Consider the following 22,061-nt stretch of genomic DNA (forward strand, 5'->3'; position numbering starts at 1 on the left):
TCGGAAAATTGCGTTATATTTGTCCTAAGAAATTTTTTTCGCACTATGGAAGAAAAAATCAGAGAGCTGCTCGCAGGCATCGTCCACCCCGAAACGGGGCGGGATCTCGCGTCGGGCGGCATGATCGACAGCATAAGCGCGGACAGCGAACGGATCGTCCTGACGCTCCGTTTCGCCAAGACACGCGATCCGTTCGCCGCGAAACTGAAAAATCAGGCGCAGGAGCTCCTCTCCGAGGCTTTCCCCGCAGCACAGGTTATGGTCGTCGTCCGCGAAGGGGCGCCCCGCAGGGCGGAACCCGCAAACAAAACCACCACGGGCGGAATCGGCCGTGTGATCGCCGTCGCCTCGGGCAAAGGCGGAGTGGGCAAATCGACGGTTACGGCCAATCTGGCCGTCGCCCTGCGCAACATGGGCTACCGCACGGGCATCCTCGACGCGGACATCTACGGCCCCTCGCAGCCCAAGATGTTCGGTGTGGAGGACTATCTGCCCGAGGCCGTACACGAAGAGGGCATCGACCAGATCGTTCCCGCCGAATCGATGGGAATCTCCCTGATGTCGATCGGCTTCTTCATCAAGCCCGACGACGCCCTGTTGTGGCGCGGAGCGATGGCCGTCAATGCCCTCAAGCAGCTGATCCACCAGACCCGCTGGGGCAGGCTGGACTTTCTGCTCGCGGACCTTCCCCCCGGGACGGGCGACATACACCTATCTATAATAAACGAACTGAAGATCGACACGGCGGTGATCGTCTCCACCCCCCAGCAGGTAGCCGTAGCCGACGTGCGGCGCGGCGTGGAACTGTTCCGCAATCCGCAGGTGAACATACCCGTAGCGGGCATCGTGGAGAACATGGCGTGGTTCACCCCCGCCGAACTGCCCGACAACCGCTATTACCTCTTCGGCAAGGGGGGCGCACGGGAATTCGCCGAGTCGCACGGCGTCGATTTTCTGGGCGACATACCGATCGTACAATCGATCATGGAGGGCAGCGACGGCGGCCGGCCCGCCTCGGCGATCGACCCGCGCGTGGAAGAACACTACCGCGACATCGCCGGCAAAATTGTCGATAAGCTGACGAAAACCGAGGAATAACCTGTGAACAACCCGATGATAACCGCCCGACAATTCGTGATAACTTTCCCGGCCGGAGCCTTGCATTCGAACGGTCGGTTTCCGTATGGACGATTTTCCGGAAAAACCAAAAAAAGTTTTCCTTTTTTTCCGTCCGCGCCACAAGGCCGGAACCGGCACGGAATGTTCACAACCGAAGGCAGTCGAAATGTGGAAAACCGTTTTTCACATTCGTTCATGCATTTTTTACTCCATTGATTTTTAGAATCTTGAAAAGATAAAAAATAAACAGAAAAAATACCGAATGTCGATAACTTCCTTTTCCGCCGACTTATCGACATTATCGACAGGGTTTATTCTTATTATTATTCGATAATATAAATTTATTAAAAAGATAAAAATAAAAAAGATGGCTGACAACCCCACCGATCTGGCCGGACGCATCGCCGAACTCAAACGCGAACGCCGCGCCGTGATCCTGGCCCACTACTATACTACGCCCGACGTGCAGGCTGCGGCCGACTTTCTCGGCGATTCGCTGGCGCTCTCCGTGAAGGCGCAGACGGTCGATGCCGACGTGATCCTCTTCGCCGGCGTGCATTTCATGGCCGAAACCGCCAAGGTGCTCTGTCCGGACAAGCGGGTGCTGATCCCCTGCCCCGAGGCGGGGTGCTCGCTCGCCGAGTCGTGTCCGGCTGCGGAGTTCGCCGCATTCAAGGCGCGCTATCCCGGTCATACGGTGGTCTCCTACGTCAATACGACGGTGGGCGTGAAGGCCCTCACGGACATCTGCTGCACCTCGTCGAACGCGCTCCGGGTCGTGGAGTCCATCCCCCGCGAGCAGCCCGTCATCTTCGCTCCCGACCGGAATCTGGGCGCTTACATCCGGAAACTCACCGGCCGCGATAACATGGTGCTCTGGGACGGTGCATGCCACGTGCACGAGGAATTCTCGCTCGAAAAGATCCTCGCGCTCAGGCGCGAGCATCCCGCAGCCCGGATCGTCGCCCATCCCGAATGCAAGGCGCCGGTAGTCGCGGCGGCGGATTTCGTGGGGTCCACGGCCGCCATTCTCGACTATTGCGGATCGGCCGGGGCCGACGAGTTCATCGTCGTTACGGAGCCGGGCATTCTGGCCGAGATGAAGCGCCGCTATCCGCGCAAACGCTTCATCCCGGCGCCTCCGACCGACTCTACATGCGGTTGCAACGATTGCAGATACATGAAGATGGTAACGCTGGCCAACATCGCGGAGTGTCTCGAAAAGATGGCGCCCGAAGTAGTGATCGACGAACCTACGCGCCGACTCGCGGAGCGTTCGATCCTCAACATGATCCGGATCAAATGACCTGAAATCACTAACACTTTAACCAAATTTTATGAAAAAACTCTTTTTATTCGCTGCGGCGGCCGTGTTGTCGCTCACGGCCTATGCCGACGAGGGCATGTGGCTGCTGCCCTACTTGCAGAAAATGAACATCAAGGACATGAAGGCCAAGGGGTGCAAGCTTTCGGCCGAGGAGATTTACAGCCTCAACCGGACGGCTTTGAAGGACGCCGTCGTCATCTTCGGCAACGGCTGCACGGGCGAGGTCGTGTCGCCCGAAGGGCTCGTTTTCACCAACCACCACTGCGGCTACGCTTCGATTCAGGAACTTTCGTCGGTGGATCACGACTACCTCAGGGACGGTTTCTGGGCCATGTCCAACGCCGAGGAGCTGCCGGCTCCGGGGCTGACGGTGCGTTTCATCCGTCAAATCGCCGATGTAACGGCCGATCTGCTGGGCAATGTCCCCGATATCGCTTCGGAGGAGGAGCGCGCGAAAATCATCGGCGAAAACGCGAAGGCGCTCTCCGACAAGCTGGCGGCCGAACACCCCGGCATGCAGATTCAGATCAAGGACTTCTTCGGCGGGAACCAGTACTTCGCCTTCGTGATCGAGGAGTTCACGGACGTGCGTCTGGTCGGTGCGCCCCCCTCGTCGATCGGCAAGTTCGGCGGCGAGACCGACAACTGGATGTGGCCGCGCCACACGGGCGACTTCTCCATTTTCCGCATCTATGCCGGCAAGGACAACAAACCGGCGGCCTATTCGCCCGACAACGTGCCCTATAAACCCGTGAAACACCTCAAGGTGTCGCTCGACGGCTACGAGGAGAACGACTTCACGATGATTATGGGCTTTCCCGGATCGACCGAGCGTTACATGACCTCGTACGAGATCGACCAGATGCTCGACGTTACGAACCCCCAGCGCATCTTCATCCGCGGCGAGCGTCAGGCGATCCTCAAGGAGGACATGGCCGCCAGCGACAAGGTGCGCATCCAGTACGCTTCGAAATATGCCGGATCGTCGAATTACTGGAAGAATTCGATCGGCATGTCGCGCGGCATCCGCAAACTCGACGTGAAGGGCAAGAAACAGGCGCAGGAGGCCGAATTCCAGAAGTGGGCCGAGGCCAACACGCTGCCCGAGGAGGGTTTTATCGACGCGCTGCCGCTCATCGAGGAGGCGGTCGGGGAACAGACGCCGATTCTCGCCACGCGCCAGTATATCAGCGAGGCATTCCTCAGTGCGATCGAGGCTCTCGGGCCGGCCTCCTATATGGTCTTCGGCTTGAACGATTCGATGACCGACGAGCAGCGTGCGGCCGTGCGCGAGCGCATGGTGAATTTCTATAAGGACTACAACATGCCCACGGACCGCAAGGTGGCCAAACGTATGCTCCGTATCGCGCGTGAAAACATGCGGAACCTGCCTTCGATCTACGAAGAGGTGATCGACAAGGAGTTCGGCGGCGACATCGACGCTTATGTCGACGATTTCTACGCACGTTCGGCCGCCGTCGATCCCGGGAAGTTCTATGCGCTGCTGGACGACTACTCGGCCGAGGCCGTCGAAAACGATCCGGCGGTCGTCCTCTTCAAGTCGGTCAGGGAGAAATTCACCGAAGGCGAGGAGGCTTTCGAGGCGGCCCGCCGCAAGTTCGATCGCGGACACCGCCTCTACATCGCCGGTCTGATGCGCATGCAGCCCGAGAAGGCATGGGCTTCGGACGCCAACTTCACGATCCGTCTTACCTACGGACAGGTGCTCCCCTACGATCCGGCGGACGGCATCACCTACGATTACTACACTACGCTGAAGGGCGTGATAGAGAAGGAGAACCCCGACAACGCCGAGTTCGTGGTGCCCGCGAAACTCAAGGAGCTTTACAAGGCGGGCGACTTCGGCCGCTATGCCAATGACAAAGGCGAGATGCCCGTGGCGTTCCTCGCCAACTGCGACATCACGGGCGGCAATTCCGGCTCGCCCATCATGAACGGCCGCGGCGAGCTGATCGGTCTGGCTTTCGACGGCAACTGGGAGGCCATGTCGGGCGACGTGGCGTTCGAACCCGAATTGCAGCGGACGATCTCGGTCGACGTGCGCTATGTGCTTTTCATCATCGACAAGTTCGCCGGTGCAGGCTGGCTGCTCGACGAGATGGAGATCGTGCAGAAGGAGGCTCCCAAGACTGCGAAGGCCTGATCGGGGCGCTTCGCCTAAGAACGGGATCCGGGACCTCGCAGGAGGTTCCGGATCTTTTTCTTGACGGGGAAGCCTGTCCCGCGTCTTGCCGTCCCGAACGCGGAATCGGTGGCGTATCGGGCGGGGGGACGTTCATGTTCGTCGCGGACCGGCAATGCGTTCGGGGCCGCTTGCTTCCGTCGTCGGGGCGGGATTTGAACGTCCGGTCGGCCGATATGCGCATCGCCCGGCCGCGAATAATGACGTTCGGACCCGGAAAACAGGAGCCCGCGTTTTATGACGGATCGGGGAACGTAATTTCTAAATATTTTGTGAAATATGCGCCTTTACTTTTTGTTTATCGTAAAAATTACTAATTTTGACAGAAATTATAATCTGTAAGAGCGCGCAACTGAAAATATGACAAAAGAGTTCAAGCGTTATCTGGTTACGTCGGCCCTTCCCTACGCCAACGGTCCGGTGCATATCGGCCATCTGGCGGGCGTGTACGTGCCGTCGGACATCTATGTGAGGTATCTGCGTCTGCGGGGGCGCGACGTCGTCTGGGTCTGCGGAAGCGACGAACACGGCGTGCCCATCACCATCAAAGCCCGTAAGGAGGGCGTTTCGCCGCAGCAGGTCGTCGATCGTTACCACGAACTGATCAAGGATTCGTTCGAACGGCTGGGCATTTCGTTCGACATCTATTCGAGAACTTCGTCGGCGGTTCATGCGGAAACGGCTTCCGAATTCTTCCGCAAACTCTACGACGAAGGCAAATTCATCGAAAAAACGTCGATGCAATATTACGACGAGGAGGCTGGGACCTTCCTTGCCGACCGTTACATCGTGGGAACCTGCCCCAAATGCGGCAACGACCGCGCCTACGGCGACCAGTGCGAAATGTGCGGTTCGACCCTCTCGCCCGACGAACTGATCGAGCCGCACAGCGCCGTTTCGGGTTCCGTGCCCGTGAAACGCGAAACGAAACATTGGTATCTGCCGCTCGACCGTTACGAGGGGTTCCTTTGCGAGTGGATTCTCGATGGACACAAGGAGTGGAAATCGAATGTCTACGGCCAGTGCAAGAGCTGGCTCGACGGCGGATTGCAGCCCCGTGCCGTGAGCCGCGACCTCGACTGGGGTATTCCCGTGCCGGTCGAAGGAGCCGAAGGCAAGGTGCTCTATGTCTGGTTCGACGCGCCGATCGGCTATATTTCGGCTACGAAAGAGCTCACGCCCGATTGGGAACGCTACTGGAAGTCGGAGGATACGAAGATGGTGCACTTCATCGGCAAGGACAACATCGTCTTCCACTGCATCGTCTTTCCGTCGATGCTCGCGGCGCACGGCGGTTATATTCTGCCCGACAATGTGCCGGCCAACGAATTCCTCAATCTCGAAGGAGATAAGATCTCCACGTCGCGCAACTGGGCCGTGTGGCTCCACGAATACCTCGACGAGTTCCCGGGCAAGGAGGACGTACTGCGCTACGTGCTTTGCGCCAACGCTCCCGAGACCAAGGACAACGACTTCACATGGAAGGATTTCCAAGCCCGCAACAACAATGAGCTCGTGGCCGTGCTGGGCAACTTCGTCAACCGTGCGCTGGTTCTCACCCAGAAATATTACGACGGGGTGGTTCCCGCCTGCGGCGAGCTCGATGCCTACGACCGGGAGACGCTGGCCGAGTTGGGCGGCATCAAGGCATCGCTCGAAAACAACATCGAAACCTACCACTTCCGCGAGGCGCTCAAGGATGCGATGAATGCGGCCCGTATCGGCAATAAGTATCTGGCCGATACCGAACCGTGGAAACTCGTCAAGACCGATCCCGAGCGGGTCGGTACCATCCTCCATACGGCACTTCAGATCGCAGCCAATACGTCGATCGCCATCGAACCGTTCATGCCGTTCACGGCGCGGAAAATACGCGACATGCTCGCGGTCGGGGAGCTCGGCTGGGAGCAGCTGGGTAGCACGGATCTGGTCGCTGCGGGCCACCGCATAGCGAAGCCCGAACTGCTGTTCGAGAAGATCGAGGACGAGGCGATCCGGCGCCAGCTCGACAAACTGGTGGCCGCGAAGGAGGCGAATGCAGCGGCAGAGAATACGCAAAATGTTGAAAAACAGAAAGATAATGTATCGTTCGATGAATTCGGCCGGATGGATATTCGCGTTTCGACGATCCTTGCGGCCGAGAAGGTCGCCAAGACGAAAAAGCTGCTGAAGCTGACCGTCGATACGGGAATAGACCGCCGCGAAATCGTGTCGGGCATCGCCGAACATTTCGCACCGGAGGAATTGGTGGGCCGGCAAGTGCTCGTATTGGTAAATCTCGCGCCGCGCGAACTGAAGGGAATCCTTTCGAACGGCATGATCCTGATGGCCGAGGATGCCGGCGGCAAGCTGCGGCTGCTTGGACCCGACGAACGGACGATGAACGGCGCCGTCGTGGGATGATTCCGCACGATGGGACGATGCCTGTTCGTATTCTGCGGGCCGGATGCAGCGTGCCGCGGTACGGGTTCGGAGCGGTCGGCGTCGTGGGGAATCGGACCGGTAAGGTAAGAAAATGAACGAACCGATTATAATTGCTAACAACTTTTAAACTTATTCGAAATGGAAAACTTGGATTGGACTTCCTTAGGCTTCAATTATATGAAGACCGATTTTAATGTCCGCTACGAATTCATCGACGGCAAGTGGAGCGACATGCAGATCACGAGCGACGAGTACATCAAGATGCACATGTCGGCTTCGTGTCTGCACTATGGCATCGAACTCTTCGAGGGTCTCAAGGCGTTCCGCGGCGTCGACGGCAAGGTGCGACTGTTCCGTGTCGAGGAGAACGCGAAGCGTCTGCGTTCGTCGGCCGAGCGTCTGTGTCTGCCGGTTCCGACGATCGAGATGATTGTCAATGCGTGCATCGAGGTAGTGAAGCGCAACGAGCGTTTCATTCCTCCCTACGGGACGGGCGCCTCGCTCTATCTGCGACCCGTGATGTTCGGTACGACGGCCGGTCTGGGTGTGAAACCTGCGAAGGATGCGTTGTTGGTCGTTTACTGTTCGCCTGTGGGCGCTTATTTCAAAGGCGGCATCAAACCGATGGAGGTCATCATCGACCGTGAACAGGACCGTGCGGCACCGCGCGGTACGGGCGACGTGAAAGTCGGCGGCAACTATGCGGCCAGCATCATGTCGGGCGAAAAAGCGCATCAAATGGGTTATTCGAGCGTGATGTATCTCGATGCGGCCGAGCATAAGTACATCGAGGAGTGCGGCGCCTGCAACTTCTTCGGCATCAAGGACGGCAAGTACATCACGCCGAAGTCGCAGTCGGTGCTGCCTTCGATCACCAACAAGAGCCTTCGTCAGTTGGCCAAGGATATGGGTCTCGAAGTCGAGGAGCGTCGCATTCCCGTCGAGGAGTTGTCTACGTTCGAAGAGTGCGGCGGCTGCGGTACGGCTGCGGTGATCTCTCCGATCGACAAAATCTACGATGTCGATACGAAGGAGACCTATACTTACGGTTCGGAGGTCGGCAAAGTCAGCCTCGAACTCTATACCCGTTTGCAAGATATTCAGTACGGTCGTGCCGAGGATACGCATAATTGGTGTACGATCGTAATGTAATTCCTCTTCGGAAAGTGCATGAAAAGAGAAGCCCGCTTTCATAAGCGGGCTTCTCTTTTGTTCCACGTGGAACATAGTTGCGAAATCTTTCCGAAAAAAAATGCGTGTGTATGGCGAAGTCTCGTTGAGTATGCGTGTTTGTAATTTATAGTAATAAGATATTTTTTTTCTGTGTAAAATAGATTGATCTGAACGGCTCGTTGTTCCACGTGGAACAATCGCTATCTGCCGAATTTTACGAGCAGGACGTTGATGTCGGCCGGTGAGACACCCGGGATGCGTGATGCCTGTCCTATGGTCGCCGGCCGAATGCGCGAGAGTTTCTGGCGGGCTTCGATCGTCAGTGCTTGCAAACGGTGAAAATCGAAATCCGAAGGAATCCGTATATTTTCCAATCGGTGAAGTTTTTCCGCTATGAATTTCTCTCGTTCTATATAACCTTTGTATTTGATCTGAATTTCGGCCTCTTCGATCACTTCCGGTCCGATTTCATGTTCGGCAATGAACTGCTTCAGATCGGGCAATGTTTCGGCGAGCGCTGAGAAGGTTACTTTGCTGCGCAATACGACGTCATAGAGCTTTCTGCCCTGCGTCATCGGCTCCTCTCCTACCGATTTCAAATAGCCGTTTATTTCGTCTGCTTTGACGCTCTGTTTGTGTGCGTAGGAAATAAGCGATTCTACGAGCGTATTTTTTTTGACGAATTCCCGGTATCTTTTTCGAGAAATCAGTCCGATTTCATAACCTTTCGGGGTCAAACGTATATCGGCATTGTCCTGTCGCAATAAGATCCGGTATTCGGCTCGCGAGGTGAACATGCGATAGGGTTCGTCCACGCCTTTGGTTACGAGATCGTCGATCAGTACGCCGATGTAGGCTTCGTCGCGCTGCAATACGACGGCTTCCTCGCCTTTCAGCGCCCGATGGGCGTTGATGCCCGCCATGAGACCCTGTGCGGCGGCCTCTTCATAGCCGGTCGTGCCGTTGACTTGTCCGGCGAAATAGAGTCCCCGGACAAGTTTGGTTTCGAGCGAATGATGCAGTTGCGTGGGTGGAAAATAGTCGTATTCGATGGCGTAACCCGGACGGTAGATGTGCAGATCCTCGAAACCCCGAATTTTATGCAGCGCCTTCCACTGCACTTCCCACGGCAGCGATGAGGAGAAACCGTTGAGGTAGTATTCGTTGGTCGTGCGCCCTTCGGGTTCGAGGAAGAGCTGGTGCTGCTCTTTGCCCGCGAAGGTACGGAGTTTGTCTTCGATACTCGGGCAGTAGCGCGGACCGATCCCCGTAATGGTGCCGTTGAAGAGCGGCGATTCGGCGAATCCCTCTTTCAGAATGGCGTGGATTTCGGGCGTCGTATAGACGACGAAACAAGGAAGTTGATGTTTAACAGGCTGTGTATCAGATGAAAAAGAAAATTTTGCCGGCACTTCGTCCCCGTATTGGGGTTCGAGTATCTCGAAGTCGATCGTGCGGGCATCCAAACGCGCCGGCGTGCCGGTCTTCATACGTCCGGTCTCGAATCCGACGGCTTGCAGACACTCCGTGATGCCGTGCGAGGCGGCATCCCCTGCCCTGCCTCCCTCGGCTTGAGAGCGGCCGCAATACATCAGACCGCCGAGAAACGTCCCGCTCGTGAGGATCGCGGCTTTGCAGGAGAACTCTACGCCCATGCGGGTCCGTACTCCCCGAATGCGGCATCGGGGGGCTTCGCAAGCCGCAGCGTTGCCGGACGACCGTGCGGCCGGACGATCCTCCGCAGACGCACTGTCTGCGGGGCTGTTCGTGCAATCGCTACTTCCCTTTTCTGCCCGCGTCGGATCCGTGCCGGAATCATCCTCCTGCTTCGTGCGATTGTCTGCGGATGCGATTGGGTGCTGTTCGGCGATGAAGTCGCTTGCTGAATGCGGCCGGCAGGGCCCGTCTAAGCTCTTTTCCGGCTGCTGTCCTTGCATGGGACCGCTCGGCGGCCGTTCCGTGGACCGTTCGGCGGTATTGCCTGTCGGCCGTTTATCGGCGCATTCGTCCAAGCTTGCTTCCGGCACCCGGCCTTGTGCGGAACTTTCCGCCGAATCCCCTTTTTGCGGTTCCTGCATCCTGCATCCGGTGCCGCTGTCCACCCGATCGAAAGCGGCCGCATCGCAAGGAGCGAGCCGGTCGAAAAGCAGCTCCACGGCCGAATCCTGCCAGATGTAGAGATTCGGCGTGTTTTCGAGCGTGCGGCGCCACTCCTCCGAAAAACGGGTTTTGTCGCATTGCGCCCGCGGGCTCCACATGGCGGCGCCTTTCGAGCGGTTGAGCATCCGGAATTGGAGGGTCGTGAGGTCGGCGATGCGTCCCATTTGTCCGCCGAGTGCATCTATCTCTCTGACTATCTGTCCTTTTGCTACGCCTCCGACAGCCGGATTGCACGACATCGACGCGAATTTCTCCATGTCCATCGTGAGCAGCAGCGTGCGCGATCCGAGGCGTGCGGCCGCAACCGCGGCTTCGCAGCCCGCATGGCCGCCTCCTATGACGATTATATCGTATTCGAGTACCATTCGAATGTCTTTGTTCCGAAGTGTGATGAAAAGCGACGAAAACGCCTTAAAATTCCTTCTCGAGCAGTGCGAGGTAGCGGTCCTCCTTGCGGTGCATCTGGGCATTGGTGCGGGGCGTCTTGTCGTTCTGGCCGCAAAGGTGCAGCAGGCCGTGCACCACCACGCGGCGCATCTCCTGCAAACGCGGTGCCCCGTAGATGCGTGCGTTGTCCGCTACGGTCTCCACGTCGATGAAGATGTCGCCCGCGACGGTCCGCGTGCCGCGGCGGTCGCTGTAGTCGAACGTGATGACGTCCGTGTAGTAGTCGTGGCCGAGATACTGCCGGTTCATCTCCAGCAGCCTCTCCGCCGAGCAGAAGATGTAGTTCACGTCGCCCAGCACGTATCCCTCGCGGCCGGCGGTTTCACGAAGCCATGCCGCCGTGCGCCGCTTCTCGGGCAGGCGGTAGCTGCATCCGTCGTTATAGTATTTTACAGCCATAAGCAACTTTTTTTGCCGTTCGTTTTTTCCGGTCGTCCCCCCCCATTCCGCGAATCGGGCGCGACGGGCATCCGAACTGCCGGGACCGGGGTCTCCTCCCGGAACCTTCGCCCTTTTTCCGCGGAAGAGAACGAATGAAACGCCCGCCCGCCGAAACGGGTTTCCGGACTTTTGTACGCTTCCCTTCTCCCTCCGCTCGGGGTCCGGCGGCCTTTCGGGACTGCCCGGACCGTGAATCCCCGGGCCCTTCGCCGTCCCGCCATCCCGGGGGATGAGGAAAGGCATCCCGATCGGGTTTTCTCCGGGGTCTTTGCCCGCCCACGTGCGGTCTTCGGACTGCGTTCGGTGTGATCCGGATCCGTCCGCGCGTTATTTGCGGAAGCACTTCTCCGCGAGCATCTTTTCGGAGGGCGACGGAGAGTAGATGCCGAAGACGAGCTTGTATTCGGTCTCCATCGTGGCGATGTTCACCGACGAACCGATGGTCCCGATCTGCTGGTTCCGCGCCACTTTCGCCCCCTTCTCGACGCATACAGACCCCAGATTGGCGTAGGAGGTCAGGTATTCGCCGTGGGCGACGTAGACGTCGTATTTGTTGGTGATGCGGTTGCGTTTGATCTCGACCACCTTGCCTTCGTAGATCGAGCTGACGCGGGCGCCGCGCGGTCCGGTGATCTCGGCCATGTTGCCCTTGTAGCGGCGGACCTTGCCCGAGGCGACGGGCAGACGCAGGCCGGCCGTCTTCGCCGAGAACGTGCCGCCCTCCTTGTTGCCTTTGGTGAGTTTGCGCAGTTCGTCGATCGCCACGTCCAGTCGTTGTTCCTGCGCCATCTTCTGCCTTAGGCGCTGCTGTTCCTGTTTCGAGAGCCGGCGCACGTCGGCGCGGGCCGTGCGGGCGTCGCGTTCGAGCTTGGCGCGCTGTGTGCGGAGCTGCTGCGTAACGGAGTCGAGCGCCGTCTTGCGTCGGTCGAGCAGCTCTTTTTCGGCCGCTACCCTGCCTTTGAGCTCTTCGATCTGGCGGAGCCTGTCGGCGCGCATCCGGGCGACGGCCCTGAGGTTGGCGATCTTGCGGGCCACGTCGGCGAAATCCTCTGCGGAGAAGAGGTAGGTAAGGTAGTTTTCGTGTTTGTAGTTGCGGTAGGCTTCGCGTACCATGGCGGCATAGAGCGCCTTGTTGCGGTCGAGCGCCGCGGAGAGGCTGTCGGCCGTGAAACCGGTCTTCGAAAGCTGTGCGGCGAGCAGCAGGGCCTGCTCCTCCTGCGCTTCGAGCAGCTGGTTGCGGGCGTCAATCTGGCGGGCCAGCCGCTTCACGCGCTCCTCGGTCCGGGTGCGGCCCTGCTTGAGCCGCGCGATTTCGCGCTCTTCGGCCGCGATGCGCTTTTCGAGGTCGGCGACGACCTTTTTCTGGGCCTCGATCCGCGAAGTGTTCTGTGCGCCTGCGGCCGCGAAAGCCGCGAGGCCGGCAAAAAGGAGGATCAGCGTGCGGAGTCTCATGGGGAGGAGGTTTTTTCGGATTGTTCGAGCCATTCGAAACGGCGTGCGACGGCTTCGGGGTCTTCGTATCCGTTCTCCAGCGCTTTGCGCCAGTAGACCTCGGCCATGAAGCGTTCGCCCGAGGCTGCGAGGATGTCGCCGTAGTGGAGTTGCAGGTCGGGGCTCTTGCCGCCGTCGAGCGAGATGGCGAGCTGCATCGACCGTTTGGCTTCGGCCGTGCGGCCCAGCTTGAAGAGCACCCACGCATAGGTGTCCAGATAGGTCGGGTTGTTCTCGTCGAGCGCGATGGCGCGGCCCGACATGTCGAGCGCCCGCTCCAGCCGGCTGCCCTCCTCGGCGAGGAAATAGGCGTAGTTGTTGAGCACCGACGCATTTCCGGGATAATAGCGCAGCGCCCGATCGTAGGCCGTGTAGCATCGTCTGTGTTCGCCGGCCGCGTGATGGACGTCGCCGATATAGCCCCAGACCAGCCCGCGCAGCGAATCGCTTCGGACGTAGGGCAGCGCTTCGCGGTAGCTCTTCACGGCCTCCTTGTAGCGTTTTCCGTAGACGTGGATGTGCCCGCGGGCGATCCGGAAATCGGGATCGTCCGGAAAGAGCCCGAGCGCCTGCGCGATGTACCGCTCGGCCGAGTCGGGCCGCTGCTTGTAGCTTTCGATGTCGATCACCATCGTGAAGTACTCCTTCACGGGCGGCCGGTCGGCCGTGTGCAGCTTGTAGAGCGCCAGCGCTTCGTCCAGCTGCCCCGAGGCGATCAGGTGTTTGCCGTAGAGGTCCGCGACCTTCGGGTCGTTGGGATACTTCAGTGCCAGAAGTGCCGCCAGCTCGTTGATTTGCAGGAAGTATTCGCGGTAGAAACGCAGGTCGGCCGTGAGCCTTTCGAATTGGGCGATCTTGCTCCCGGCGGTCAGCTCGTCCGAGTCGAAGAGGCGTCGCGTAACCGACAGGAAGGCGGGATAGTTCTGTTTGCGGTTGTAGTAGTCGCCCGCGGCGACCAGCGCGGCGATGTCCGTGGGATCGAGTTCGATCGCATCGGCGAAAGACTTCGCTGCGAGCGAATCGCGCCGCATGAGTGCGTAGAGTTCGCCGAGGGCCACGTGGTTTTCGGCTTCGTAGGGAGCCGCCTCGGCGAGCGCCTGCGCCTCGGCCAGTGCGCGGTCGTACTGCCGCGTGTCGATCAGCAACCGGCGTTTCGAGGCGCTCAGCATCGGGATGCGCCCGAAGCGGAGCTCCGCCGAGTCGAGCACCGCGATCGCTTCGTAGGGGCGTTCGGCCTCGGCATAGAGGGCGGCCAGCAGACGGAAGTTCTCGGGATTCTGCGCGTCGCTGCGCGTGAGGCTGCGGTAGACGTCCAGCGCTTCGTCGTAGCGGTTTCCGATCAGAAGGGCCTGCCCGTAGAACTGGCGGTACCATTTGTTCGCCGTGTCGAGCTTCGCGGCCTCTCCCGCGAGGCGGATCACTTCGCCGATCGTCCGCTCGCCGCCTGCGGTGAGCGACCCGGCCAGTTCGTAGTAGGCCGGTGCATAGGACGAATCGCGGCGGATGGCCTCCGCGAAGAGCGTGCGGGCCCCGGTCGTATCGAGGCGGATCATCTGCCGTTTGATCCCCTCGGTGTAGAGATAGACGCTGCGCAGCGAGTCGGGAATCGAATCGGACCGTTGCGGCCGTGCCGTGCCGCTCCCCGCCGCACCGGCGAAGGCCGTGCAGAAAAGGAGCAGTGCGAACGATATGGCGGCCGGACGTTTCATGGGGCGGATCAGAGAGCCGAATCGAACTGGCGGAGGAAGCGGACGTCGTTTTCGAAGTAGAGACGCAGGTCCTTCACCCCGTACTTCAGCATGGCGATGCGTTCAATCCCCATGCCGAAGGCGAATCCCGAATATTTCTGCGGGTCGATGCCGTTGGCCGTGAGTACATTGGGGTCTACCATGCCGCAACCCATGATTTCGAGCCAGCCCGTGCCCTTGCAGACGTTGCAGCCCTTGCCGCCGCAGAGGTTGCACGACACGTCCACCTCGGCCGAGGGTTCGGTGAAGGGGAAGTAGGAGGGGCGCATGCGGATCGCGGTCTGCCCGCCGAAGACCTCCTTGGCGAAGTAGAGGAGCGACTGCTTGAGGTCGGCGAACGAGACCCCTTCGTCGATGTAGAGCCCTTCGATCTGGTGGAAGATGCAGTGGGCGCGGGAGGAGATGGCCTCGTTGCGGAAGACGCGGCCCGGGCAGATCACGCGGATGGGCGGCTTCTGCCGCTCCATGGTCCGCACCTGAATCGACGAAGTGTGCGTGCGCAGCAGGATGTCGGGGTCTTTCTCGATGAAGAAGGTATCCTGCATGTCGCGGGCCGGATGTTCGGGCGGGAAGTTGAGGGCCGAGAAGACGTGCCAGTCGTCCTCGATTTCGGGACCTTCGGCCACGGTGTAGCCCAGACGGGCGAAAACCTCGACGATCTCGCGGCGCACGAGCGAAATCGGATGGCGCGATCCGAGCGGCTCGGCCGAACCCGGACGGGTCATGTCCTCGACGCGGGCGGCACGGTCCGCCGCGGCGTTGCCCAGCTCTTCGCGCAGGGCGTTGATGCGTTCGGTGGCCGTGGTCTTGAGCCTGTTGAGCTGCTGTCCGAGTTCGCGTTTGAGCTCGGGCGCCACGGTCTTGAACTCCTCCATGAGGGCCGTGAGTTCGCCTTTTTTGCCGAGGATTTTGATGCGGAACTCCTCCAATTCGGCCGCAGCCTGCGGTTTGAACGCCTCCACACGCCGGAGCAGATCGTTGATTTTGTTGGTCATATTTGGGATTATTATGCTTTTTACCTACTTTTATGGGCGCTTTAAGATGCAAAGTTATAAAAAATTCTAAGAATATGCTGCGCAGGCTCCTCTGTTTTGTCGTGCTGTCGTGCGTGCCGGCTCTCGGCGGCGTGCATGCGCAGTCGGTGGGTGTCGTGATGAGCGGCGGCGGAGCCAAGGGGCTCTACCACATCGGTGTGCTCGAAGCCCTCGAAGAGAACGGCATCCCGATCGACTACGTGGCCGGTACGTCGATGGGGTCGATCGTCGCCGCGCTCTACGCCGCGGGATACTCTCCGTCCGAGATGCGCGAGATCGTCGCTTCGGGCGTAGTCAAGGAGTGGGTCTCGGGGCGCATCGATCCCAACTACATGCCCTATTACCGGCAGGTGGGGCACGTACCCTCGTTCTTCAGGCTGCGTCTCGACTTCCGCAATACGGAACCCGGCAAACGGTTCCGGATACCGACCAACCTCATTTCATCCACGCCCGTGGACATGGCGCTGCTCGAACTGCTGGCTCCGGCCACGGCCGCCGCGGGCGGCGATTTCGACAATCTGATGGTACCCTTTCTCTGCGTGGCGAGCGACATGAACGCCCGCGAAGGGGTGGTGCTGCGCGACGGCGATCTGGGCGAGGCGGTGCGTTCGTCGATGTCGATTCCGCTGGTGTTCAAGCCGATGAAGATCGACTCGATGCTCCTCTACGACGGCGGCATCTACGACAACTTCCCGTGGCGGCCGCTCGACGAGAGTTTCCGGCCCGGATTCATCGTGGGGTCGGTCTGCACCGAAGGCAATACGGCGCCCAGCGAGAACAACAATCTGATGGATCAGGCGTTCGTGCTGGCCATGCACGACACGGACTACTCGCTGCCCGAGGACCGAAGCCTGATGATCCGCCGTGCCGTACCGGCGGGTATGCTCGATTTCGACGACGGCGTGGCGATCATGGACATGGGCTACAAGGACGCGACGGCCGCGATGCCCGCCCTGCTGGCATCGGTCGGCGAACGCCGCGACTCGGCCTATTATGCGCAGCGCAGGGCCGAGTTCCGGGCCAAGTGTCCTCCGCTCATCTTCGACGACTACGAAATCTCGGGGCTTCGGCGGATGCAGCTCGAATACGTCCGCGACTTCGCCAAGTTCGACCGCAAGACCCCGGGCCGCCAGCGCCAGATGGGATACGGCGAACTGAAGGACAACCTCTACGGAATCCTCGCGGGCGGCGATTTCTCGATGGAGTTCCCCAAGGCCGCGTACAGTCCCGAGCGGGAGCGCTATTCGTTCGCCGCACGGCTCGGCACGAAGCCCAACTTCAAGGTCATGATCGGCGGCAACATCTCCTCCACGGCATTCAATCAGGCTTACATCGGGGTCAGCTACCAGACCATCGGCCGGGTGGCCCATACGTTCGGTGCCGACCTTTACCTCGGACCGCTCTACACGTGGGGCGCCTTCGGCGGGCGTGCCGACTTCTACATGGGCAAGCCCCTCTACCTCGACTATGCCTACAACTTTTCGGTCAAGAACCTGCGCCACGGATCGTTCGGCAGTGTAACCGAAGTGGACAACACGCTGCAGGTCAAAAGCAGCGAAATCTTCGGTTCGATCGCCGCGGGGCTGCCCCTCACGCGCCGCAGCCTCGTGTCGCTGCGGGCCAACGGCGGGCACATCAACTACCGCTACGACTCCGACATCCTCTTCGCCGACGATACGGACCACACGCGCTTCTCCTATTTCGCCCTCAAGCTCGAACTGGAACGCAACACGCTCGACAAGCCTCTCTATCCCCGCAAGGGATCGCACTTCACGCTTTCGGGCATCTATGTCGCGGGCCGCGACAAATACCAGCCTTTCGACCGGACCGATTTCCTGACGATCCGCACCCGCCAGTGGGTCGGCGGACGCCTCACGTGGGACAAGTATTTCGACGTGCCCGGCTGCCGCTGGTTCTCGTTCGGACTGGATGTCGATGCGGTCTACACCAACCAGCCCGATTTCACCACGGACGTCTCGACCCTCATGGCGCTGCCGGCCTACGAACCCGTGCCGCAGTCGAAGATGGTCTACATGCCCGACTTCTATGCGCGGCGTTTCGTGGCCGGCGGCGTGATGCCGACCTTCGATCTGCTGCCCGACTTCTTCTTCCGGACGGGTTTCTACGCCATGTACCGCGACAGGCGCAGTTACAGCCCGCTGGCCTACAACGAGGGCCGGGCCTACGACGACCGCATGCACTACATCGTCGAGGCGTCGCTGGTCTACCATACGTCCATCGGCCCCGTGAGCCTCTCGCTCACCAAGTACGACCTGCGCAACTGGAAGAACATGTACCTGATGTTCAACTTCGGCTATGCGATCTTCACGCCCCGCGGAACCTTCTATTGACCGTGCGGCTGCCGGACCGGAATTCTTCGCATCATGAAAGAGTCCAGATACGTCAAGACGAAGATCGCCGCGGGGTACGTCGTGCTGCTGCTCCTGTGCCTCGCGGGCGTGGTCTATGTCTATCGGTCCGCGGTCCGTCCGTCGGAGAGCGACGGCGGCTATGCCGCGCTGCGTTCGAAACGCGACGTGGCGGCGCAGACCCTCTACCACCTCTATCAGGCCGAAGGCTACGGACTGCTGATGACGGCCGGTTACCGCTCCTACGAAGAGCGATACCGGCGTGAGCTGCGCACGGTGCTCGGCTATCTCGATTCGCTGCGCGGGCTCGAACGCGACACCCTCCAGACCCGGCGTCTCGACAGCATTTCGCTGCTGATCCGCGACAAGGAGCGGCGGACGCTGAGCCTGCTCCGCTCGCTCCGTTCGGGCGGTACGACGGGCTTGCTGAGCAAGAACATCGAAGCGCTCATCCGGCCGCAGGATTCGCTGCGCGCGGAACTGCCGGCCGTCGTGGAGCATTACGACACGGTGCGGGTGCAGCGCCGCCGCCGCGGATTCTTCCGCCGCATCGCCGATGTGTTCAGCCCTCCGAAGGAGGATTCGAGCATCGTGATCTCCGCCACGCGCACCGTAGTCGATTCGCTGCCCGCCTCCGCGGTGGCCGACACCATCGCCACGGTGCTGCGCGGTTTGCAGGACCGGATCACGGACGAACGGATCGAAATCTACGACGAGGCTTGGAACGAAGGGCTGCGGCTCAGCCATAACAACCGGCTCGTCAACCGCCAGATCTACCGCCTGCTCTCCGACTTCCAGCGCGAGGACGACGCCTTCGTGCTCCGGCGCATCGAGGCCGGCGAGCGGCTGCGCAGCCGCTCGTCCGAGACGCTGGGCTGGATCGCGGGCGGCGCCGTGGTGCTCATGCTGCTCTTCGTCGCGGTCCTCTGGCGCGACGTCAACCGCAGCAACCGCTACAAACGGCGCCTCGAAGAGGCCAACCGCGAGAAACAGGCGTTGCTGGAGGCCCGCGAAAAACTGATGCTGGCCATCACGCACGACATCAAGGCTCCGCTCGGGGCCGTGATGGGCTACATCGACCTGCTCTCGCGCCTCAGCACGGACAAGCGGCAGGCGCTCTACCTGCGAAACATGCAGGGCGCGTCGGAACATCTGCTCGGATTGGTGAACAGCCTGCTCGACTTCTACCGCCTCGACATGAACAAAGTGGAGGCGGCCTGCGTGGCGTTCAACCCCGCGCAGCTGTTCGAAAGCATCCGCACGGGCTTCGAGCCCGCGGCCGAGCGGCGCGGGCTCGCGCTCGCGCTCGATGTCGACCCTACGGCCCGCCGCGAGGTGGCGGGCGATCCGTCGCGCATCCGGCAGATCGCCGACAACCTCCTTTCGAACGCCCTCAAATTCACCGACAGGGGCGGGGTAACCGTCGCGGTGCGCCTTGAGAATGCCGACCGGCTCGTCTTCTCGGTGAAGGATACGGGCCGCGGAATCGGCCGCGAGGAGCAGGAGCGCATCTTCCGCGAATTCGTGCGTCTGCGCTCGGCCGAGGGTGTCGACGGCTTCGGCCTCGGTCTCTCGATCGTCGACCGGCTGGTGAGGCTGCTCGGGGGCAGCATCCGGCTCGAAAGCGTGCCCGGCGAGGGGAGCGAGTTCATCGTCTCGGTGCCGGTCGGAGTGCCGCCGGCGCATCCCGAATCCACCTTGCGGTCCGGAGCCGGATTGCGGCTGCTGTGGGTGGACGACGATCCGTTGCAGCTGGAGATGACCGCCGCGCTGTGCCGCGCCGAGGGGATCGAGGCGGCCTCGTGCCCCTATCCCGAGTATGCCGCCCGTCTGGTCGCCGAACAACGGTTCGACGCCGTGTTCACCGACATACAGATGCCTTCGATGGATGGGTTCCGGGTGCTCGAAGCGATTCGCAGCGTGCGGAGCGACCTGCCCGTCGTGGCGGTCTCGGCCCGTTCGGAGCCGATGCCGGAGGGATTTGCGGGCGTACTGCGCAAACCCTTCTCCGCGGCGGAGCTGCTGGAGCTGCTCGACGCGATCGTCGGATTGCGTCCGGCAGCGCCGGCGGATGCAGAAAGTGCCGCCGGAGGGGCGACCGTCGCGGGATTCGAGGCTCTGACGGCCTTCGCGGGCGACGATGCGGCGGCGGCCCGCGAGATTCTCCGCACGTTCGCCGAGCAGAACGCCGAGGCGTGCGACCGGCTCTGCGAAGCCCTCGCCGCGGACGACGCCCGAACCGTGAGGGCGCTCGCGCACCGCATGGCGCCGATCTTCACGATGCTCGGCGCCGAGGAGGTCGCCTCGGCGCTCCGGATCCTCGAACGGTGCGGAGAACCTGTGGACGAGGAGGTGCGGCGTTTGACGCTGCGGACCGTCGAAAGTGTGCGGCGGATCGTCGCGGAAGCGCAAAAAAGAGTATCTTTGCAATCGGTATGAAACGGATTCTGATCGTAGACGACGACGTAACGTTCGCTCTGATGCTCGCCACGTGGCTCGGGAAAAAAGGGTGCGAGACGGCGACCGCGGCAAGCCTCGAAGCGGCCCGCAAGCGGCTCGCGGAGGAGTCGTGCGACCTCGTGCTGACGGACATGCGGCTGCCCGACGGCGACGGCACCGATCTGCTGGAGTGGATCGCCCGCCGCGCGGAAGCCGTGCCGGTGATCGTGATGACGGGCTATGCCGAGATCGGCAATGCCGTGCGGAGCATGAAGCTCGGTGCGAAGGACTACGTGTCGAAACCGGTGAATCCCGAGGAGCTGCTGCAAAAGATCCGCGAGGCGACGGAGCGGCCGAAGACTGCGGCTTCTGCTTCGGTCCCGGCCGTCGGGAACGACGCCGCTTCCGCGGTCCGTCCGTCGGCGGGGAGGACGGTGCCCGACTACATCGAGGGGCGCAGCGATGCCGCCCGCAAGCTCTACGAGCATGTGCGGCTCGTGGCTCCCACGCAGATGTCGGTGCTCATCGAGGGCGAAAGCGGCACGGGCAAGGAGCACATCGCCCGTCTGATCCACGAACGGAGCCGCCGGGCGGACAAGCCCTTCGTCGCGGTGGACTGCGGCGCGATCCCCCGCGAGCTGGCCGCATCGGAGTTTTTCGGCCATGCGAAGGGGTCGTTCACGGGAGCTCTGAGCGACAAGACCGGAGCTTTCGAAGCGGCGAACGGAGGCACGCTCTTTCTCGACGAGGTGGGGAACCTCACCTACGAGACGCAGGTGCAGCTGTTGCGCGCCTTGCAGGAGCGCCGGATTCGTCCCGTCGGCGGTCTGCGCGAGATACCGACCGATATCCGCATCGTTTCGGCGACCAACGAGAATCTCGAAGAGGCCATTGCGCGGGGTGCGTTCCGGGCCGACCTCTACCACCGCCTCGATCAGTTCGTGCTCCGGATGCCCCGGCTGCGGGATACGCCCGAAGATATTCTGCTCTATGCCGATTTCTTCCTCGACGAGGCCAACCGCGAGCTGGACAAGAAAATCGTGGGATTCGACGCCGGAGCCGCCGCCGCCCTGCGGAACTTCCCGTGGCCGGGCAATCTCAGGCAGATGAAGAACGTGGTGATGTACGCCACGCTGCTGGCCGCAGGGGAGTATATCACCTGTGCGGAGCTCCCGTCCGAGATCACGGGCGCGGAGTCGGCCGCTACGCTGCTCCGCGATCCCGCGACCGAGGAGCAGCGCATCCGTCGTGCGCTCGCGGCCTCGGGCGGCAACAAGTCGCAGGCTGCCAAAGCGCTCGGCATCGACCGCAAAACCCTCTACAACAAGCTCCGTCTCTACGGGATCGAGTAGAGAGGGGCGCTCGCGGTTTTTCGACGTTCGTCTTCGTCGCCTCTGCTTTCCGCGTTTTCTTCCCACCCCGGTGCCGTATGAGTTGCGGTATCCGTTTCGAGGATGGCGGCAGGACGGTCTCCCTGTATCGTCCGAGCCCGTACTGTTTCGACGAACGGGGTGCGGGAGGGGCCGTGTCCGATGATTGCCGGGACCGGAGGAGGGGCGACTGCCGAGCGCGGGGCGATGGTTTTTTTGAAGTTTATTCGACATCGCCACGGCGAAGCCGGAGGTTCGCCGCGTCCCTGTAGAGGCGGCCGGCCCATTGCCCGGTGCCCTTGTCGGTCCGGCCGCA

General features: G+C 61.1%; 13 protein-coding genes. 8 read left to right on the forward strand and 5 right to left on the reverse strand.

Annotated elements, in window-relative coordinates; all coding sequences use genetic code 11:
• Positions 1 to 45: 45 nt before the first annotated feature.
• The 5 genes from BN3659_RS04440 to BN3659_RS04460 all read left to right on the forward strand — a co-directional run bounded on the left by BN3659_RS04440 (position 46) and on the right by BN3659_RS04460 (position 8,225).
• A complete protein-coding gene (locus BN3659_RS04440; protein ID WP_091534896.1) occupies positions 46 to 1,098 on the forward strand; it encodes an Mrp/NBP35 family ATP-binding protein in 1,053 nt (350 codons plus the stop codon).
• 388 nt (positions 1,099 to 1,486) lie between these two features.
• Positions 1,487 to 2,425 (forward strand): quinolinate synthase NadA, encoded by a 939-nt coding sequence (gene nadA, locus BN3659_RS04445; RefSeq protein ID WP_091534898.1) that lies wholly within the window; start codon positions 1,487 to 1,489, stop codon positions 2,423 to 2,425.
• Positions 2,426 to 2,456: 31 nt separating this feature from the next.
• Positions 2,457 to 4,610 (forward strand): S46 family peptidase, encoded by a 2,154-nt coding sequence (locus BN3659_RS04450; protein ID WP_091534900.1) that lies wholly within the window; start codon positions 2,457 to 2,459, stop codon positions 4,608 to 4,610.
• 399 nt (positions 4,611 to 5,009) lie between these two features.
• On the forward strand, positions 5,010 to 7,052 hold the full coding sequence (gene metG / locus BN3659_RS04455) for a methionine--tRNA ligase (RefSeq protein WP_091534902.1): 2,043 nt from the start codon (positions 5,010 to 5,012) through the stop codon (positions 7,050 to 7,052).
• Between the two features lie 159 nt (positions 7,053 to 7,211).
• Positions 7,212 to 8,225: a branched-chain amino acid aminotransferase gene (locus BN3659_RS04460; protein ID WP_091534903.1), complete on the forward strand. Its 1,014-nt coding sequence runs from the start codon at positions 7,212 to 7,214 to the stop codon at positions 8,223 to 8,225.
• 221 nt (positions 8,226 to 8,446) lie between these two features.
• On the opposite strand, the gene mnmG is transcribed toward BN3659_RS04460, so the two are convergent.
• From mnmG to pheS, 5 genes are all read right to left on the reverse strand, one after another.
• Entirely contained in the window at positions 8,447 to 10,771 is a 2,325-nt protein-coding gene (gene mnmG, locus BN3659_RS13445; protein ID WP_253181057.1) for a tRNA uridine-5-carboxymethylaminomethyl(34) synthesis enzyme MnmG, read from the reverse strand.
• Positions 10,772 to 10,817: 46 nt separating this feature from the next.
• Positions 10,818 to 11,252, reverse strand: a complete 435-nt coding sequence (gene ybeY, locus BN3659_RS04475) for an rRNA maturation RNase YbeY (protein WP_091534905.1) — start codon at positions 11,250 to 11,252, stop codon at positions 10,818 to 10,820.
• A 369-nt stretch (positions 11,253 to 11,621) separates the two neighbouring features.
• Entirely contained in the window at positions 11,622 to 12,746 is a 1,125-nt protein-coding gene (locus tag BN3659_RS04480; protein WP_253181058.1) for a murein hydrolase activator EnvC family protein, read from the reverse strand.
• Entirely contained in the window at positions 12,743 to 14,494 is a 1,752-nt protein-coding gene (locus tag BN3659_RS04485; RefSeq protein ID WP_091534909.1) for a tetratricopeptide repeat protein, read from the reverse strand. The genes BN3659_RS04480 and BN3659_RS04485 overlap by 4 nt, the downstream gene beginning before the upstream one ends.
• Positions 14,495 to 14,502: 8 nt before the next feature.
• A complete protein-coding gene (gene pheS, locus BN3659_RS04490) occupies positions 14,503 to 15,528 on the reverse strand; it encodes a phenylalanine--tRNA ligase subunit alpha (RefSeq protein WP_091534910.1) in 1,026 nt (341 codons plus the stop codon).
• Positions 15,529 to 15,602: 74 nt separating this feature from the next.
• Between pheS and BN3659_RS04495 the strand changes: the two genes are divergently transcribed.
• Genes BN3659_RS04495 through BN3659_RS04505 form a run of 3 tightly spaced genes read left to right on the forward strand, consistent with a single transcriptional unit; the run spans position 15,603 to position 21,727 of the window.
• The gene (locus BN3659_RS04495) at positions 15,603 to 17,918 is read left to right on the forward strand and encodes a patatin-like phospholipase family protein (RefSeq protein WP_091534912.1); all 2,316 of its coding nucleotides are present in this window, start codon (positions 15,603 to 15,605) and stop codon (positions 17,916 to 17,918) included.
• A gap of 33 nt (positions 17,919 to 17,951) precedes the next feature.
• On the forward strand, positions 17,952 to 20,375 hold the full coding sequence (locus tag BN3659_RS04500) for a hybrid sensor histidine kinase/response regulator (protein WP_091534913.1): 2,424 nt from the start codon (positions 17,952 to 17,954) through the stop codon (positions 20,373 to 20,375).
• Complete coding sequence (locus tag BN3659_RS04505; RefSeq protein ID WP_091534914.1) at positions 20,372 to 21,727, forward strand: sigma-54-dependent transcriptional regulator; 1,356 nt, start codon at positions 20,372 to 20,374, stop codon at positions 21,725 to 21,727. Before BN3659_RS04500 ends, BN3659_RS04505 begins: the two co-directional genes overlap by 4 nt.
• Positions 21,728 to 22,061 lie beyond the last annotated feature (334 nt).

It is taken from the genome of Alistipes sp. CHKCI003, assembly GCF_900021155.1.
Lineage (GTDB): Bacteria > Bacteroidota > Bacteroidia > Bacteroidales > Rikenellaceae > Alistipes > Alistipes excrementavium.

Excerpts from the sequence above, each read along its gene's own strand:
- mnmG (WP_253181057.1), bottom strand. The coding sequence starts at position 10,771 with ATGGTACTCGAATACGATATAATCGTCATAGGAGGCGGCCATGCGGGC.
- BN3659_RS04480 (WP_253181058.1), bottom strand. The coding sequence starts at position 12,746 with ATGAGACTCCGCACGCTGATCCTCCTTTTTGCCGGCCTCGCGGCTTTC.
- BN3659_RS04500 (WP_091534913.1), top strand. The coding sequence starts at position 17,952 with ATGAAAGAGTCCAGATACGTCAAGACGAAGATCGCCGCGGGGTACGTC.
- nadA (WP_091534898.1), top strand. The coding sequence starts at position 1,487 with ATGGCTGACAACCCCACCGATCTGGCCGGACGCATCGCCGAACTCAAA.
- BN3659_RS04495 (WP_091534912.1), top strand. The coding sequence starts at position 15,603 with ATGCTGCGCAGGCTCCTCTGTTTTGTCGTGCTGTCGTGCGTGCCGGCT.
- ybeY (WP_091534905.1), bottom strand. The coding sequence starts at position 11,252 with ATGGCTGTAAAATACTATAACGACGGATGCAGCTACCGCCTGCCCGAG.
- BN3659_RS04485 (WP_091534909.1), bottom strand. The coding sequence starts at position 14,494 with ATGAAACGTCCGGCCGCCATATCGTTCGCACTGCTCCTTTTCTGCACG.
- BN3659_RS04450 (WP_091534900.1), top strand. The coding sequence starts at position 2,457 with ATGAAAAAACTCTTTTTATTCGCTGCGGCGGCCGTGTTGTCGCTCACG.
- BN3659_RS04460 (WP_091534903.1), top strand. The coding sequence starts at position 7,212 with ATGGAAAACTTGGATTGGACTTCCTTAGGCTTCAATTATATGAAGACC.
- pheS (WP_091534910.1), bottom strand. The coding sequence starts at position 15,528 with ATGACCAACAAAATCAACGATCTGCTCCGGCGTGTGGAGGCGTTCAAA.
- BN3659_RS04440 (WP_091534896.1), top strand. The coding sequence starts at position 46 with ATGGAAGAAAAAATCAGAGAGCTGCTCGCAGGCATCGTCCACCCCGAA.
- BN3659_RS04505 (WP_091534914.1), top strand. The coding sequence starts at position 20,372 with ATGAAACGGATTCTGATCGTAGACGACGACGTAACGTTCGCTCTGATG.
- metG (WP_091534902.1), top strand. The coding sequence starts at position 5,010 with ATGACAAAAGAGTTCAAGCGTTATCTGGTTACGTCGGCCCTTCCCTAC.